This is a genomic window from Candidatus Krumholzibacteriota bacterium, from assembly GCA_016932415.1.
Lineage (GTDB): Bacteria > Krumholzibacteriota > Krumholzibacteriia > Krumholzibacteriales > Krumholzibacteriaceae > Krumholzibacterium.
The window spans coordinates 18,233-35,332 of record JAFGCX010000017.1 but is presented as its reverse complement, the minus strand read 5'-3'; the positions used below and the strand labels follow the sequence as shown (position 1 = coordinate 35,332).

Here is a 17,100-nt window from a genome sequence, read left to right as displayed (position 1 = left end):
GCAGAAATCTGTGTCCGGATGGACCGGCGCGTTCCCGAGTAGAGGAGTTCGCGCGGCGGCAAGGATGTGTAATCAGGGTCTCTCGTCCCGATGGGACAGGCAATCACCTTTCGCGGGAAGGTCCACGGATACTTCGGTGCAGTCAGAAAAGGAGGAAGGTTCTGATGCAGAAGCTTAAAGATTCCAGCGGTTTCACGCTGCTGGAGATAATCATCGCGGTCGCTATAGTAGCCATTATGGCGGTAGCGATCGCTCCACCCCTGATCAAGAACCTCAACGAGGGAAGAGTCGCCAGGGCTCAGAGCGACGCCCAGGTGATCGGTAACGCCGTCCTTTCGTTCTACAAGGATACGGGCCGGTGGCCCCTGCAGAACGACAGCGATTCGGCATATGACCTGACGCGCCTCGTCGGAAGTGGCCCGCTCGGTGGCGGAGACACCGGCGTCCCTCCCGGGGGCACGGGAATAAGCGGCGGTGGAAATTGGGACAGCTGGGGAGAATCGAGTACTCTCACTGAGCAGTTGGTAGCCAACGCGGTAGGAACGATCGATCCTCTATATCCGGAAAGTAAAAGCCCTCACACCAGACCGGGTTGGAACGGCCCCTATCTCGAATCGGTTCCTCTCGATCCCTGGGGTAATCCTTTCGTCGTAAATGTCAGGTTTTTGAACAATACCGTTGCTAACTATGACCGTCACAACGTGATGGTCCTTTCAGCCGGCCCGAACGGTGTATTCGACACGGCTTTTCAAAACAATACGTACGACGAGGAGATCGGTGGAGATGACGTCGGTTATATTATAAGGAGTTCTACGCCTCAATAGGATTGCGGCTTTAAGGGAAGATTGAAAAACAGGTTTTCTCCAGGCTTTCTCTCTTACTGCCTGTAATGGAGAAGGTCTGCCACTTTATTCACCAGGGAAAGCAGATGGTCGTCACTAAGACAAAAAAGCTGGGCCGGATCCTCGTCGAAGCTGGGAACCTGACCGAAGACCAGCTCGAACTGGCGTTGAAGGAACAGAAGCAGACAGGTGAGAAGCTCGGCGATATCCTCAGCCGGCTCGGCATCTGCACCCGCGAGGAGATCGACAAGGTCTTCGCGTCTCAGATCGGGGTCGGTTACGTCTCACTTGCCGAGGAATGGATAAAGCGTGACGCGATCGACCTGGTACCGGGTGAATATGCCGAAAAACAGATGCTCCTTCCTATTTCCCTCCAGGGAAGTACTCTGCTCCTCGCGATGGCCGATCCTCTCGATCTCGACACGATCGACGCCGTCGGCAGGATGACAGGCCATTACGTCGAAGTGGTATACGCGACCGAATCGGATATCCAGGAAGCTCATAGAAAGTATTACGGAGCGAAAAGCGATATAGACACCCTTATGCAGAGCACGATCGAGGAATCGCGCGCCGCGGCGGCCAACGATACGCCTCTCAGCGAAGCGGACTCCCCCTATATCCGCCTGGTAGACCTGATCATTGAAAAAGCTGTCGATGAAGGAGCAACCGATATCCACATAGAACCGGAGGAAAAAGTCGTCCATATACGATACCGCATCGATGGACGCCTCGTTCAGGGCCCTTCCCTGGCGCGAGAGCTCCAGAGCATCGTGACGACCCGCGTGAAAATAATGGCGGGGCTGAACATCTCCAAGACCCGTATACCCCAGGACGGAAGGATCCAGTACGGAAAAGGTCAGGATAAAACAGATCTGCGAGTCTCCACTCTTCCTACCGTTCACGGCGAAACGATAGTCTGCAGGGTTCTCGACAAGAAGAACCTCGTCTACGGTCTTGAGAAACTCGGTATGAACAGGGATATGCTGACCCGTTTCAGGCAGGATATATCGAGGCCTCATGGGATGATACTCGTCACCGGTCCGACCGGTTCGGGGAAAACGACAACGCTCTATTCGGCACTGACCTACCTTAACAAGCCTGACACGAAGATCATTACTCTTGAAGACCCGGTCGAGTATGAACTGTCGATTATCAGCCAGGCTCAGATCATGGCACAGCAGGGGTTCACTTTCGCCAGCGGATTGAGGGCTATCCTGAGGCAGGACCCCGACATTCTCCTCATCGGGGAGATCCGCGATACCGAGACTGCCCAGCTTGCCATAAGGGCGGCGCTTACCGGGCATCTCGTATTCAGCACTCTTCACACGAATACCGCCGCCGGCGCCATACCCCGCCTGATAGATATGGGCATCGAACCGTTTCTCCTTTCAGCGACCCTCATCTCCGTCCTGGCCCAGAGACTGGTACGAAGCGTATGCCCGCTTTGCCGGGTCAGGGAGGAACCGACAGAGGACCAGAAGATCCTTCTTCGCCTCGACGAACTTGAAGGAACACCGCGATACTCTACCGGTAAAGGCTGTCCTTCCTGCAAACATACCGGTTGCAGTGGCAGGGCAGCTGTCTTCGAATATCTGCAGGTCGATTCCAGCATCAGAAGACTGATAAGCGAAGGGGCCAGCATTGACGCGATAATGGAAAAAGCGATCGAGTCGGATATGAGGACCCTGAGACAGGACGCGATGGAAAAACTTCTTTCCGGAAAGACATCGCTCAGTGAAGTGATGAGGGTGGTGTCATGAAAGAGTATCAATACAAGGCGCTGAATTCTTCCGGAGCGGTAGTCACCGGCGTTCACCGTGCGTCGAACAGGTGGCTACTAACCGAGGAACTCTCGGCGCAAAACCTCATCCTCCTCAACTCCAGGCAGACCCTTCAATCTTTTGGAAAGACTTTCTCGATCGCCGGAAGGATAAATCCGCGGGAGCTTCGCGATTTCACCCTGCACATGGCGACCTGCCTTGCCGCGGGGATACCTGTAAGTTCGGCTCTTCTCGATCTCGAGAACGACAGCGGCAAGGGACACTTGAAAAATATGATCGCCGGGATCAGGCGCGAGATAAACAGTGGCGCCCAGGTAGACGAAGCTTTGACTAAATACCCCGAAGTCTTTTCGGAGACATATATAGCCATAGTGACTGCCGGACAGAGTACGGGAGATCTTGCCCAGGCTTTTTCAAACCTTGTGGATCACCTTGAATGGCTCGACGACCTCCATGGAAAATCGAAGCAGGCGCTCGTTTACCCGGCTCTCATGATAGCCGGTATCATCGGTCTCTTCATGCTTATGCTTTTTTACGTACTCCCGCGTTTTATGGATATGTTCAAATTTCAGGATTCGCAGCTCCCCGCTGTGACTCTTTTCGTGATGGGAGCTTTCGACTGGTTCACCGTATGGTGGCCCGCTATCCTCGCAGCTTCTGCCGCGATGATAGTGGGGTATTTTACTCTCCGGAAAAGCGTGAAAGGGAGATATCTCATAGATGATTTCATGCTCAGGCTGCCGGTGGTCGGCGGATTCGTCCACAAACTCGCACTGGCACGATTCTCCAGATATTTCTCCCTTCTTTTCGCGGCGGGAACAAGCCTTCTCAATGTGCTGGAGCTTCTTATCAAGGTCGTGGGGAATAATGTCCTTGCCGTGGAGCTGAAGGATATCCGCGACAGGGTGATGACTGGAGAGACGCTTACTTCGAGTTTTTCCCAGGCGCCCCATTTCCCGCCGATGATCCAGCGTCTTGTCGCTGTCGGAGAAAAGACCGGTCAGCTTGATAACTCGCTTATTCATGCCGCCGACTATCTGGACAAGGAGATCCCGAGAGAACTCAAGCAGGCTTTTACGATCCTTAACGCCCTGATAATAACCGTCCTGGGTGGACTGATAGCTATCGCCGCCCTGTCGATACTTCTTCCTGTAATGCAGATGCGCAATATGATGTAGGAGAGGAAAAACAGTGACCGCGAGAGAGACGAAAATATATTCAAAGACCGGAATGGGCCGCCGAACCACACTGTTACGCGGCGACTCAGGCGGATTCACCCTTATGGAGGTGATCATCGCTGTCGCCATAGTAGCCCTTATGGCTGGAGCTCTGGCACCTGTCGTCTTCAAACAGATCAATTCCGCCAGGTCAAAGGTGACTGTTCAGGAACTTGACCAGATAGAATCCGGCTTGCTTTCATTCTATCAGGATACAGGACGGTTTCCAACCGAAGCGGAAGGTCTTGAAGCGCTCGTATCCGACCCCGGCCTTGCCAACTGGCAGGGGCCGTATCTCTCCTCGGCGAAGAGAAGCCCCGCCGAAGCGATCAAAGGTGACGCTTTCGGGATGGAATATATATACGATCTCAATCCCGTGACCGACCCTCCGGGTTCTGCCGATGTGCTCGTCGCGAGCGGCGGAGCCGACCTGACTCCCGGTGCCGGCCGGCTCAACCGCACCTGGGACCTCGAGTCGGATACAGACGACATCTTTACGGTGGTCAGCGCGGCGGCGATTGAAAGAACAAAGGAGAACGAGGCCCGCGAAGAACTGCAGATACTCTCTGCCGCCTGCAGTGAATATTACCGCGATAACTCTTCATTCCCGACCACCCTTTCCGAACTCTCCGGAGTCTATCTTGACTCGGGATTCGCTGGCGGCATCTTCGAGGACGCCTGGAAAGTCGGATACAGGACGATTCAATATGGCGGCGGTGGAGCGGTGACCCTGATGATCTACAGTTGCGGACCGGACAGGCGGGACGATTCAGGCGGCGGAGACGATCTTTCCCTCCTCACCAGCAGCATACCGCCCGGCAGGATAACGACGAGAAGTGAACTCGATATAGCACAAGCCGCTCTGACGCGCGACCCGGAATTCGATCTCACTGGAAGCTGGACAGGCGCGGCGGGAATACGGGCCAGGCTGGGCCTGGCTGAAGTGTTCGATCTTGATGGATGGGGAAACAGCTATCGGGTCAATATCGGTTCCCGGTTGATCTTTTCGTGCGGACCGGACGGCCGCGCCGCGACCGTATCGGATAACCTGCCGACAGGAGTGGGACAATGAGAAAAAGCCATGGTTACGGCCTTGACCTGAACACCGATGACTACACCCTCCTGAAGGTGAGTCCCGGGAAAGAGAAGAAATACAGGCTTGAATGGATAAAGGAGTTTTCCAGTATACCGGGAGGAGAATCTTCCAGGTTACCGGATGCTCCTGGCGGCAACCTTGTCCTGACACTCCCTGGCGCCGACGTCTCACTCATGACGGTCATGCTGCCGGAGATGAAAAGCCGGATGCTGGCGAACGCTCTGAAAGGATTGATAGCGAAGGAAAAAGGCGGGGGAATAGATGACTGGATCATCGATTACACGATAGCGGGGAAAAAAGGGACAGGTATCCAATCCGGCCAGAAAAAAAGGATCACCGCCGTAGGGGCTGCCAGGGAGACTATAGAAGGACAATTCGATAAAGCTGAAAAAATGGGGCTGGTCCCCATTGCGATGATGCCCGGATATCTTGCTCTCGAACAATTATTTCGCGTCAATGAGCCAGCGCTTTCTGAAGATGGCGGCTGGATCCTCGTATTCATGGGAAAGACTGAGCGATTCCTCTGCGCGGGAGACAGCGAGACTCTTCTGCTTGCCCGGATCCTTCCCGGAGATCTTTCCGGAGGTACCGAAGAAGAAGAATATATAGGTAAAATAGCTGTCGAGATCGAAAGATCGGCCTTCTTTGCCCGCCAGAAGGAAGACAGTGTCGAAATAAACAGGGTTATCATCTGCGGCGAACCCCGCAGCGCGGACAGCCTGGTCACCAGAATGGCCGAAACCGGCGGAATGGAAATAATCCGCTGGAAGCCTGAGGAACTTTTCGAGACTGATGGCCCGGGCAGGTGGGAAAATACCCTCTCCCTCGCTGCCGCCGCCGCGGTGATCGAGTCTCCTTCATACTCTTTGCTTCCAATGCGCGCAGTGGTCGGCAAAAATGACTTTCTTCGGCGCTACGCCATTGTGACGGTCTCGGCCCTTGCCGCGAGTGTCGCTCCGATTCTTTTTATCGGCGGAATATGGACTGCCGGAGTCCAGGAAGAGTTTCTCGCGCGGGCCGGGGGAGACATGGATTTTCTGACCGAGCGCGTCGACGCATCCGCCGAATCTTACCTTCATAACAGGGCTTTGAAAACCTGCTTGTCCAATATCGAGGGGATAGGAAGAGGACAATCGTGGCTGGCTGGAGTCATGAGGGAGATCGCTCTTGGCGCGCCGGACGCGATCACGTTCGAAAAGATGAAGATCGACAGAGATGCCGGGGAAAAATATCAGCTGATATTGAAAGGCAGAAGCGTAGCTTCCGATGGGGAACTCGCGCAACTTTCCTTCCTGCGCTTTCTTCAATCGCTTGATTCAAATCCCAGGCTTCAGAGGAAAAGAGAACCTTCCTGGCTGGAGATCTCCGGAATAGAAGAGGATGAGATCGTAAGATCCCGGGTAGCCTTCACCGTTGAATACTATATCCTGGAGGATAGAGAATGACTCTTCACCCCTCAATGAAGGGAATATTCCATGGCCGGAGACTTCTTGTTATATCAGTCGTCGTCTGGGTGATCGTCTTCTTCGCCGGGGCCATTCCCTCGACCAGAAGAAGCCTTGAGAACAGAAAAAAGATCGAGACAGCCTCGGAAAGGATCGAAGCGATGGCTTCCCTCTCATCGGCAGGCGGATGGTTCGAAGAAGTCGTAAGAAAAGTCGAACCTGGAATGATCGAAGAGTACGACCTGCTGTTTCCCGTAGAAAAGCAGAGGGAGCAGCTCTTTCTACAGATCGCTTCTCTCGCCCTTGAAAACGGGATCGATCCGTTTACGCTCAGAGAGATAGCGCTTATGGAAAACAATGACGGGGGATCTGTCGACGAGCTGGCCGATGATTCCGGAGACGAAGACATGATTATGCTTTTTGAAGCACTGGCGATCGACCTATCCGGCCTGCCTGATCCAAGTCTGCGCTCTTTCAGGCTGCGGATGTCGTTCGACTCGGAGTATTCCGCGATGGCCGGGTTCCTGTCGGGTCTTCGAACGATACCGAGGGCACTGACTCTTCACGATCTTGACATAGAACAGGGTCCGGAAGGAATAACAGTAATAATGGAGCTTGATTATTATGCCCGTAAACCTGATTGATCTGCGCGACCGAAAGGTCGTGATGACCGCGCTGGTGATAGCAGCCGGGATCATCGTCGTAAACTGGCGCATAGTCCAGCCGATGCTATCGAAAAAAACAGCCCTCGCGCGCCAGCAGGAAGAGGAAATGCTTCAACTCCCCGCTGACCTGGCAGAGATGGCCGGTTTCGCCGCGTCCAGGCTCGCTGCCGGTCGGCATGCCACCCCTGGCGGGGCTGGAGATGGAGATCTGCGCTTTCCCGCCGCATACAGGGATCCCTTCTCTCGAAGAGATGGTGAGCCCGGAGCGCGACCCGTTGGTGCCAAGGTCAATTCCTCGGGCCTTATCTGCACGGCGATCTCGATAAACGACAGCCTTCCCGTGGCGGTCTTGAACGGGATATCGCGGCGAACGGGGGATCGTTTCGACGGATACATTGTCAGGCATATCTCTCTTGAGGGAGTACAACTGACAAGCAACGGTAAAAATATCTTTGTTCCCGTCGCCAGAAAGGCGACGAGCGAAAAATATCTCCCGGTGATATCCGGGATAGACTGATCTGTGTCCGGAAAAACTGCCGGACTGATAAAAGACGGGTGAAACGCTGATCGAACGGGCTGGCAGCCACCGATCGCGTCAGCCTCAAAATGGAAGGAATCAGATGATGAAAGATCGATTTGTTCGCGCTGGAGCAGCTGCCATCTTTTTCTGCCTGTGCGTCTCTGGCGTTGTTTCGGCAGGGACGGCCCTCGCCGAAGGCCTGCCGGCCGCTGAAGCGGAATCAGTCAAAAGTCCGGCACCCCCCGGCATGGGAAAGATCACTCTGATAACCAATGGCTGGGTCGATATCAGGGATCTCCTCGCCTCTATCGCCGCTAGCGCCGGGCTCGGCCTTGAGGTCGCTCCGGACGTCGCGGAAAATGTCAACGTGCATCTCGTCGATGTCGCGATCGAAAAAGCTCTTGAAACCGTTCTCGGAAGGGCCGGCCTCGGCTACGAGATCATAGACGGAGTGCTTATAGTATATCGTGGAGGTATGCTGACAAGATCTTTCTTTTTCGATTATCCCGTTACCGAGAGAGAAGGCCGGGGCGCGCTGCTCGTGTCGGGGAACAGCAGCCAGAGCGAAAATAACACGGAAAATGAAAGCCATGTAACCAGCACAGCCGTTATGAAAGTATGGCCGCAGGTAATCAGCGCCATCAACATCCTAGTCTTCAATAATCCCGAAAACGGTGGAGCGGTGACCGGCGATTCATCGACGGAAGCTCTCAGTATAGCCGATGAGGAAGGCCGCATACTTGTCATAAACCCGATGGCCGGCCTTGTCCAGGTAACGGCGGAATGGCCACGCATCAAACAGGTCGAAGAGCTTATAGAAAACCTCGAAGTATCGCTCCAGCGGCAGGTGGCGATCGAGGTCAAGATCCTCGAGGTACTCTTCTGGGAATCAGACAGGACCGGAATAGACTGGACTACCATCACCGGCGGCGATGTCAATGCGTCGCTTGAATCGGCCGAAGGGCTTGCCAGCCCGGTTTTTTCCTTCATCGTCGGGACTGAGCGACTCTCAAGCCTTATGGAAGCGATCAGTGAACAGGGCAATGTAGAGGTGCTCAGCACTCCGAGGATCACCACGCTCAACAATCAGAAAGCTATAGTAAGGATCGTCACCGAAGAAGTCTTTTTTGTCGCGCAGGTCGAACCGGCCCTTGTGAGCGCCGGCACGGGGACAAACCCGGTCGTCGAATACAGGCCGGAAATGATCCCCGTCGGGATGGTACTCGACGTGACGCCGCAGATAGGGAATAACGGAGTAATCACCCTCAACGTTCATCCGACAATATCGAATATCGTAAGGGAGGAAGTCAGCCCGAACCAGGACAGGGCTCCTGTAATCTCCATCCGCGAACTCGATACGGTAGGCAGGGTGGCCGACGGTGAGACACTGGTGATCGCGGGCCTCCTGTCGGAAGGAGAAAGGATCGAGTCCTCTGGAATCCCACTTCTGAGGAGCATCCCTCTTCTGGGTTATTTCTTCAAACGTTCTTACAAGGAAAAGACCACTACAGAACTGGTAATGATGTTGACTCCGGTCATCCTGAGCGAGAGCGGCGCTACGGCCGGCGATGCGGGAAAGGGAGAGGAAGCACAAAATGAGTGAAATCAACGTCGAAGAACAGGCCACAACAACGAAAGATCCGCGGGAAGCCCTCTCTCGTATCGACAGGCTGCCAAGCCTCTCGAACATCGTGGGGGAATTCCTTGATATTTCCAAAAAAGAGATGATATCGGGAAGGGATATCCAGAAGGTGCTCTCGAAGGACCAGGCGCTGGTCAGCAGGCTTCTCAAGCTCGCCAACAGCAGTTTCTACGGCCGCTCCGGCACTATCACCTCCATAACCGACGCGATCGTCATGATAGGGCTGGACAATGTCAAGAAGATCGTCTACGCCGTATCAAGCGAAGGATTGATCCGCAGGGACTTCAAGGGATATCCTTATTCTGAAAAAGGTTTCTGGCTCCACTCGATGGGAGTAGGGACAGCTTGCAGGGTCCTTAACGAAAGGGTCGGAGAGGCAGGATTCAACGATGAACAGGCTTTCATCGCCGGCCTCGTCCATGACGCCGGAAAGCTGATAATCGATGATTTTCTTAAAGGGCGGACCGGCCTTGGCCCGATATCCCTCGACGAGGAACGCTCCGCCGCCGGTATCGATCACGCCGATCTTGGAAAACGAATCATGGAAAGATGGAGCATCCCGGAGATAATATCCGAATCTGTAAGATTCCATCATGACCCACTAGAGGGGGATGTGGTCAGACCCGATGCTCTTGTCGTCTCCCTGGCTGACAGGATCTGCAATTTCTGGAACGTGGGTATCCAGCCATTCATGGACCTCGGCGAAGAGATCTCATACGCAGATTATGCCGGTGAACTGGAAATCCTCCGGATCGCCGAATCAGATCTTGAGGGAATACTCTGGGAGATCCGGCAGAAACTGGCCAACCTTGAAGCCCTGTACGACAGCAACTGCTAGGATCATCAGCCGCCGCGCTGTTATGACCCGCTGAGCGAAAAGGAATAGCTGTACGCCATCGGGATATCTTCTCCGGAAGGGTCTATCCCTGACCCCGAATCAGTCCCTCCATCTTCAAAAGGCACCTCTATGAATATATACTGCGCTATGATCGCTGATTCGAGCAGTCCGTAAACGGGGTACGGAAAATCCCCCTCTTCAGTATCCCATACGCAATGGAGATTGAAATATACCGGCATGCTCATCGCCACTATCTGCATCTCTATCATATCTCCCGATACCACGCCGGAGGCGAAAACGGAAAATCCCGGAGCGCTCATCCCCTCTTCGCCGCAACGGTTGTGGATCGAAAGGGATATATTGTGAGTTCCCGAGCCCGTTCCAGTTACGACCCCTTCCTCGATCGTCAGGTTCACCGATATCGAGACATCGTCTGTGAAGGTAAAAAGAGGCTCGTCGCCTATATCATGGACGAAGGTGATGTCGAGATCCCCGCTCCAGTCGTTGTTTATTTCTATCTGCGCGGCCCCGTCAGGCGATTCGCTTCCACCGCAGTTTGTCGTGGAAGCCCTGACAGACTCGACTCCCTCGTCATCTCCGGCGGTGAATGTCGTAAAAGCGGTGCCCCCGGACGAAGTCGTAGCCGACGCGGGACTGACAGTGCCGAATCCTCCAAGTGATTCGAATGTCACCTCGTACCCCCGCATCGCCTCATCGTCGCAGGCGACCGTCGCCGTCACACGGCTCGTCTGCCCCGTCCCGATCGACGACGGATCGGCCGATACCTCGACTTCGGCCTGGCAGCATTCGAGAAAGACATGTATCTCGAGATTGTAATTCTTGTCGAGTACTCCCGCCTGCACGAATTCATACGCAACGAAGAAGACTACCTCGATCGCTGTCGAGCTTCCTTCCATATGATAGGGGATACCTTCGTAGACTGGACCATCGGGCAGATGGTGAACACTGTATGAAAGACCTATCCGAAGCCCTACGACTTCGTGGCAGTCTTCCCTGTACAGGCCCTTTCGCCCGATATCGGTCACATTCGCCTTGAACCAGGATACATAACCGGTAAAGGCCGCTTCAGCTGTAGATCCGTCTCCGAAGTTTTCATGAAAATCATCGAAGACGTCGGTCACGGCCGAAAAGATAGAGAAGTGCGTCGACTCGAAAGTCACGCTCATCCCGTCCGGCGCGACCGAGACGATCGATTCGAGCCTGCTCCATCCTTCTTCGGTGTCATCCCAGTACAGGACGGTCACTTTATCGGTCGGCTGCAGGGGTGGATCGACAGGAATTGTCATCGTGACAGGGATGGCGAAAACAGTCCCGTCGGGACCGAACTCGCCCCCTCCGAGCATCGGTAGGAAGATCTGGTTCTCTTCAGGCAGGTCCCCTTTTTCCTGCAGCGTGTTGACCGTGATCCTGGTTTCGGAGGCGAGCGCTCCGGCAGGGATGATCACCGACGCTCCTCCCGGATCAGTGACAGTCCCTCCTTCGGGACCGATCACCGTATCAACCGGCGTTGATGGTCCGCTGCTGTCTCCGCATCCATAGAACACTATCTGCGCGATCAGAAGAAGAAAAGTTACAACGAATAGGCCTTTTGTATTCCCGGCAGGATTTCTTCTTTTTTCTTTCATTACTGTACCTTCTTCCATCGATCGATCTGATTGATTTCCCTTTACTGTCTGACTGCCAAAACCCGATAATGACACGGGCTGAAGAGATTATCACCGGGCCTGCTGACTTTTTTCAAGCCCAAATCCTCAAAATCTCACCGATTGAAGGAATATTTTATCGCTTACAGATCCGACCGGCCTCTTCTCTGTTGACAAACGCGCGCAACAGCTTATCTTTTGTCACACTTTGGTGCCGCGTCCGGTCTCTGCCTGAAGGGCAGGATCGCCCGATCGGCGCACTGCCCTGTATCAGTGGCGGAATACTTGATCGCGGGAATATATCATGAGCTCGAAAGTTGAAAACAAGGATATCAGGAATATCGCAATTATCGCCCATGTCGATCACGGCAAGACGACGCTCGTCGACGCGATCTTCAGGCAGAGCGGGCTGCTTCACGAGAAGCAGGTGATGGACGAACGGATCATGGACAGCATGGATCTTGAACGCGAACGAGGCATAACGATAACCGCCAAAAATTGTTCCGTTTCCTGGAAAAAGGTAAAGATCAATATCCTCGATACTCCAGGGCACTCTGATTTCGGGGCGGAAGTAGAAAGAGCCCTCTCGATGGTCGACGGCGCCATTCTTCTCGTTGATGCTTCAGAGGGTCCTCTCCCGCAGACAAGGTTTGTCCTCAAAAAAACTCTCGAAGCTGACCTCAAAATCATAGTCGTGATAAACAAGATCGACCGTAAGGACGCCCGGCCGGCGATCGTCCTCAATGAGATATATGATCTCTTCATCGATCTCGGCGCCCGCGATGACCAGATCGATTTCCCTGTTTTTTACGCTATCGGCCGCGATGGGATCGCCAAAAGGACGCTTGAGGAAGAAACAGACAATATCCACCAGCTGCTCGATACTATCATCGACAAGATCCCTTCTCCATCGTTCGACCCGGAAGAACCGTTCCAGATGCTCGTATCCGATCTCGGCTACAGCGACTACCTCGGCCGCCTCGCCGTCGGAAAGATCATCAACGGGAAGGTAAGCTCTAACCAGTTGCTCGTATGTATTGATTCCAGCGGCGCGCAGATCCCTATCAAGGTGACAAAACTCCAGAAGTACGAAGGGATGACGTACAGGCCGGCCGAATCGGCAGATGCTGGCGATATCGTCGTCCTTGCCGGTATCGAGAATGTGAAGATAGGCGATACTGTCTGCACGAGAGAACACCCCAAGGCCCTTCCGCGGATCACGGTCGACGAACCTACGATCTCGATGCGTTTTACGATCAACAACTCTCCTTTCAGCGGCCAGGAAGGCCGCTTCGTCCAGTCCCCGAAGATCCGCGAACGCCTTTTCAGGGAGACGTTGATGAATGTAGCGATCCGGATGGAAGAGGACCGGGGGACAGACAGCTTCATAGTGAAAGGACGCGGGGAATTCCAGATGGCGATACTGATCGAAACGATGAGAAGGGAAGGATTTGAATTCTGCGTCGGGCGTCCTCATGTCATATACAAATATGAAAACGGAAAACGCCTTGAACCTGTGGAACGCCTTCTGGTCGATTGCGAACAGGATTATCTCGGCGTCGTGACCGAGAAACTTTCGCTGCGAAAAGCGAGGATGACAGACCTTGTCCATTCCGGTAGCGGCAGGGTCAGGGTCGAGTTCTCGGCGCCGTCGAGAGCCCTGATAGGATACCGTGACGAGTTTCTTACCGACACGAAGGGGACCGGCGTGATGAATTCGTATTTCGCCGGATACGAAGAGTACCGGGGAGACTTCACCACGCGCTTCACCGGCTCCCTCGTCGCTGACAGGCCTGGAAAGGCCGTAGCTTACGCTTTGTTCAATCTTGAAGCGCGTGGCAGACTCTTCGTCAGGCCGGGCGACCCAGGATACGAGGGAATGATCGTCGGAGAGCACAACCGCGATAACGATATCAATGTCAATCACGCCAAGGAAAAGAAACTGTCCAATATGAGAGCGGCGGGAAAGGATGACGCAGTGATCCTGACTCCGGTCAAACCTATAACAATCGAAAAAGCTATCAGTTTCATCCGCGACGACGAAATGGTCGAGATAACTCCGAAATCGATCCGTCTCAAGAAGACGGTCCTCTCTGCCCGGAGCAGAAAAATGATCAAACCCGGTTACCAGCCAGGATTATAACGATTCTTCCCTCTTCCGGCCACATCTGGCCCACCCTGGGAATATCCATTTCTTCTCGCCGCGGCATAGAAATAAAAACCCCGGGAACAGTACCCCGGGGCATCACGATATCATTCAATAATGGCACTTCCCCGATGGGAGTCGCCAGCTAGACCTTGCACTTGTCAGGACGCAGAGCGAGAAGGGCATCATACTGCTCCGGTGTCAGTATTGCCTGCAGGGCCGCGTCGAATTCATCCCTGAGGACTTGAGCTGCAAGAAGAGCCTCTTCTTTTGTGATCAAGCCGTCTTTGACCTGGGCTACCAGGTCTCTGATCCCTTCATGAAGGGCCTCAAGAGCCAGATAGACGTCGGCGGTCTGCGCGGAATCAGCACCGATCTCTGTGAGCCAGATCTCCCAGCGCACATATTTATCGGTCGCGTGAATCCTGTCCCTGATCCGGTCCCGGACTCGTCTCATCTCCTGAAGCAGATCATACTGCTCTGGAGTAAGGATAAGCTGAAGCTCCGCTTCAAAAGCTTCGCGAAGAATTACAGCCTCGGCGCGCGCTTCTTCGAAAGTGATCTCACCGGCGCGGACAAGGTCTCTTAGTTCTATTACAGCTGTCCTGAATTCGATATAGGCGCTCAGCAACGCTTCCTTCTGCGCGTCATCGAGGCCCAGTTTCTCGGCAAGACGGTCGATCCTCATACCTGGATCCTCGGGAGTGTACCCGTCTGTGGAGGTCAGGACCTGCTCGAACGGGTCTTCTGCGATCTTGGAAAGCTCTATATCCGAACTTTCAGGGGCTGTAGAAGTCGAATCCTGGCTGCACCCGATCATCGCGACCGAGGAAAGCAGGATTATGGCGAATGTCAGAATCGATCTGACCTGCAGTCGATGAATCCTCATTTTTAGTCTCCTTTCAGAATTCATGCAAATTTATATTTATACTACGCTGTCACAAGCAGGATAAAGCAACCTCTGTGCCCCGGTGGCCGGAGAATCGGGAACGGGTGTAATTGCCATTTATATAACGTGTTGCCTTTATCAAGCCTGGCAAGATGATGCTTTTTTAAGCGGGAAGCTGAACCGGTCCGGGCAGATCAGACCTGCCAACTGTACTATTAGGTACACTTTCTGCCGGGCCTGTCTGTAGATAGGAGTACTGATCTTCACTCAGTGTAGATACTCTTGATCCTTCCCCATCTATCGGCCAGGGCGTCGGTCTCCCCGGGAAGATTGATCGTATATACCCAGAGCTCGGCGAGGGTCTGCGTTGTCAGTGTGATCGTATAGGCGGAGAAAAAAATGTCCGCGAAACTACTGCCCGTGGTTATGATATTGCCTCCTCAGGCAAACCCAAGCCCGGTGAAGTGGAAATCAAAGACCTGTTCTTCAGTCGCCCCATCGGCTCTGATCGAAAAGGGTTTTACATTCATCATTATGGCAGCATTGTTTTATTGCGTCAATTATTGCTTTGCTCAAGCAATCAATCCCCGGCTTGAAACCTTTTACCGGACCTGATACAATCTTTTCTCGTCCGATGAAAAACAATTGATAGCCGGAGCAAGGCAATTACAATTGGGAGACGATCTCGGCGATCGATACCGCCGCGATCTCCTGGCTTCCTCCCCGGAGAAGGATAAAATGAAACTGGAACAGAGCTTCATGGACTTCATGCTTCACCACCAGGAAAACCACAAGAGAAGTTATAACTTTCTCGTTCTCCTTGAAGCTGTCCAGACGGCGGCGAAATATATTCAGTATTTCTACCAGACAGGTTCTCTCAAAAATGTAATGGGCGAAGCAGGGATCACAAACGTCCACGGCGAGTCTGTTATGGAGATGGACGATATTGCCAACGCTATTGTCCTGCATTATCTGCGGCGGTCCAACCAGGTGATCTGCGCCGTGACGGAAGAAGAAGCCGACCCGGTGCTCCTTAACGAGGATGGGGGCAGGTATTTCTTCTATTACGACCCGCTTGACGGATCGAGCAATATCAAGCATAACCTCCCCGTAGGTTTTATGTTCGCCGTCGCGAAGAGAAACTTGAGCGGTCCCGAGGACGGACATCTCAGAAAAGGATCTGAACTCCGCGCGGCCGGGATCTTTCTGATCCCCAATGGAGTCTTCACTCTTGCCCTTGCCGACTCGGGAGTCTTCCGGTTTCATCTCGACGAGACGATGACGTATGTCATTCCTGACAATTCCGAGCGCCTTGTTATCCCGGAAAATAAAAAAAGCTGGGAGCTGTCTTTCAATTCCGCCAATCGCAGCACCTTCTCTGATAAGATCCGGAACTGGATCGAGCAGAATGAGATTAAATATTCTTTCAGATATATGGGCTCGCTCGCCGGTGATTTCCACCGCCTTCTTTCTAACGGCGGAATGTTCTTGTATCCAGCGATCGTCAATCACCCCAGTCCGGCAAAAAACCGTCCCCGGGGAAAACTTCGACTTCTTTATGAAGCAAATGTAGCAGCTTTCATCGCGAAAGAGGCAGGTGGTTGCGCAATCGATGAGAACGGAAAGGAGATACTTGAAATAATCCCTGAGACCCCGCACCAACGCACGGCGTTATATGTCGGGTCGAAGCCCCTTATCGAAAGCATCAGGAAACAAATGCTTTAATGGAAATATTATCCCCGTTCCACTGATCAGGGGGCGGTAACTGTTGATTGTTGATCTTAATTTTCCCCAAAAGGAGGAAAGATAATGAAAAAATCTCTGGTCTGTTTGCCTGTTCTGCTATCTGTACTATTTCTTGCCGTCGTTCTGTCACCATCTGGCGCTTCAGCCGAAAAGCATGAAAAACTCTACGGGGAGCTCAAGGATATAAAGGGGTGGAAAGGGGAAGAACCCGAGGGGATGGCGATGGATATGCCGGGAATGAAAATGGTCCAGGCGATGCGGATTTACAAGAAGGACAAAGTCGAGATCAGCGCGATGATCATGATCGGTAACGCCGCCTCGGCGGCAGCTTCGATGCAACAGCACGGGGAGGCAAAGTTCGAATCCTCCGACGCGAAGGCGGAGACGAAAGAGATCGACGGATTCACTGTTCATATTATTTATGACAAGAAAGACCGCTCGGGAGGGATAACCGTCCTTCTCAACCCGACCGAGACCGAGACTTCCGTTTTTGTTCTCTCTTTTGAGGACCTTGACGAAAAAGAAGCGCTTGCGCTCGCCAGGTCATTCGACTGGAAAAGCATGAAAAAAACGACCGGATCACTCGATTGACCCCGGCCGTCAGGGCGG

The 17,100-nt window shown here is 53.5% G+C and carries 14 protein-coding genes; 12 read left to right on the top strand and 2 right to left on the bottom strand.

The annotated features are described in order from the left end of the window. Nucleotides 1-164: 164 nt before the first annotated feature. The 9 genes from JW814_06445 to JW814_06405 all read left to right on the top strand — a co-directional run bounded on the left by JW814_06445 (nucleotide 165) and on the right by JW814_06405 (nucleotide 10,046). Nucleotides 165-824: a type II secretion system protein GspG gene (locus JW814_06445; protein ID MBN2071082.1), complete on the top strand. Its 660-nt coding sequence runs from the start codon at nucleotides 165-167 to the stop codon at nucleotides 822-824. A 104-nt stretch (nucleotides 825-928) separates the two neighbouring features. Further along, nucleotides 929-2,602, top strand: a complete 1,674-nt coding sequence (tadA, locus tag JW814_06440; GenBank protein ID MBN2071081.1) for a Flp pilus assembly complex ATPase component TadA — start codon at nucleotides 929-931, stop codon at nucleotides 2,600-2,602. Beyond that, nucleotides 2,599-3,801 carry a type II secretion system F family protein gene (locus JW814_06435; GenBank protein MBN2071080.1) on the top strand — a complete coding sequence of 401 codons (1,203 nt, stop codon included), beginning with the start codon at nucleotides 2,599-2,601 and terminating at the stop codon, nucleotides 3,799-3,801. The genes tadA and JW814_06435 overlap by 4 nt, the downstream gene beginning before the upstream one ends. Before the next feature lie 13 nt (nucleotides 3,802-3,814). Next, the gene (locus tag JW814_06430; GenBank protein MBN2071079.1) at nucleotides 3,815-4,912 is read left to right on the top strand and encodes a type II secretion system protein GspG; all 1,098 of its coding nucleotides are present in this window, start codon (nucleotides 3,815-3,817) and stop codon (nucleotides 4,910-4,912) included. Then, nucleotides 4,909-6,381: a hypothetical protein gene (locus tag JW814_06425; protein ID MBN2071078.1), complete on the top strand. Its 1,473-nt coding sequence runs from the start codon at nucleotides 4,909-4,911 to the stop codon at nucleotides 6,379-6,381. Before JW814_06430 ends, JW814_06425 begins: the two co-directional genes overlap by 4 nt. After that, on the top strand, nucleotides 6,378-7,025 hold the full coding sequence (locus JW814_06420; protein ID MBN2071077.1) for a hypothetical protein: 648 nt from the start codon (nucleotides 6,378-6,380) through the stop codon (nucleotides 7,023-7,025). Before JW814_06425 ends, JW814_06420 begins: the two co-directional genes overlap by 4 nt. Next, nucleotides 7,006-7,563, top strand: a complete 558-nt coding sequence (locus tag JW814_06415; GenBank protein MBN2071076.1) for a hypothetical protein — start codon at nucleotides 7,006-7,008, stop codon at nucleotides 7,561-7,563. Before JW814_06420 ends, JW814_06415 begins: the two co-directional genes overlap by 20 nt. A gap of 106 nt (nucleotides 7,564-7,669) precedes the next feature. Beyond that, complete coding sequence (locus JW814_06410) at nucleotides 7,670-9,169, top strand: hypothetical protein (GenBank protein ID MBN2071075.1); 1,500 nt, start codon at nucleotides 7,670-7,672, stop codon at nucleotides 9,167-9,169. Next, entirely contained in the window at nucleotides 9,162-10,046 is an 885-nt protein-coding gene (locus JW814_06405; protein MBN2071074.1) for an HDOD domain-containing protein, read from the top strand. Before JW814_06410 ends, JW814_06405 begins: the two co-directional genes overlap by 8 nt. A gap of 20 nt (nucleotides 10,047-10,066) precedes the next feature. Here the strand turns inward: JW814_06405 and JW814_06400 are convergent, their stop codons facing one another. Next, on the bottom strand, nucleotides 10,067-11,692 hold the full coding sequence (locus JW814_06400; GenBank protein MBN2071073.1) for a hypothetical protein: 1,626 nt from the start codon (nucleotides 11,690-11,692) through the stop codon (nucleotides 10,067-10,069). 322 nt (nucleotides 11,693-12,014) lie between these two features. On the opposite strand from JW814_06400, the gene typA reads away from it, so the two are divergent. Continuing rightward, a complete protein-coding gene (gene typA / locus JW814_06395) occupies nucleotides 12,015-13,853 on the top strand; it encodes a translational GTPase TypA (protein MBN2071072.1) in 1,839 nt (612 codons plus the stop codon). Between the two features lie 148 nt (nucleotides 13,854-14,001). On the opposite strand, the gene JW814_06390 is transcribed toward typA, so the two are convergent. Next, complete coding sequence (locus JW814_06390) at nucleotides 14,002-14,745, bottom strand: hypothetical protein (GenBank protein MBN2071071.1); 744 nt, start codon at nucleotides 14,743-14,745, stop codon at nucleotides 14,002-14,004. A 738-nt stretch (nucleotides 14,746-15,483) separates the two neighbouring features. On the opposite strand from JW814_06390, the gene JW814_06385 reads away from it, so the two are divergent. Then, nucleotides 15,484-16,470 carry a hypothetical protein gene (locus JW814_06385; protein MBN2071070.1) on the top strand — a complete coding sequence of 329 codons (987 nt, stop codon included), beginning with the start codon at nucleotides 15,484-15,486 and terminating at the stop codon, nucleotides 16,468-16,470. An 84-nt stretch (nucleotides 16,471-16,554) separates the two neighbouring features. Next, the gene (locus JW814_06380; protein MBN2071069.1) at nucleotides 16,555-17,082 is read left to right on the top strand and encodes a hypothetical protein; all 528 of its coding nucleotides are present in this window, start codon (nucleotides 16,555-16,557) and stop codon (nucleotides 17,080-17,082) included. Nucleotides 17,083-17,100: the final 18 nt, after the last annotated feature.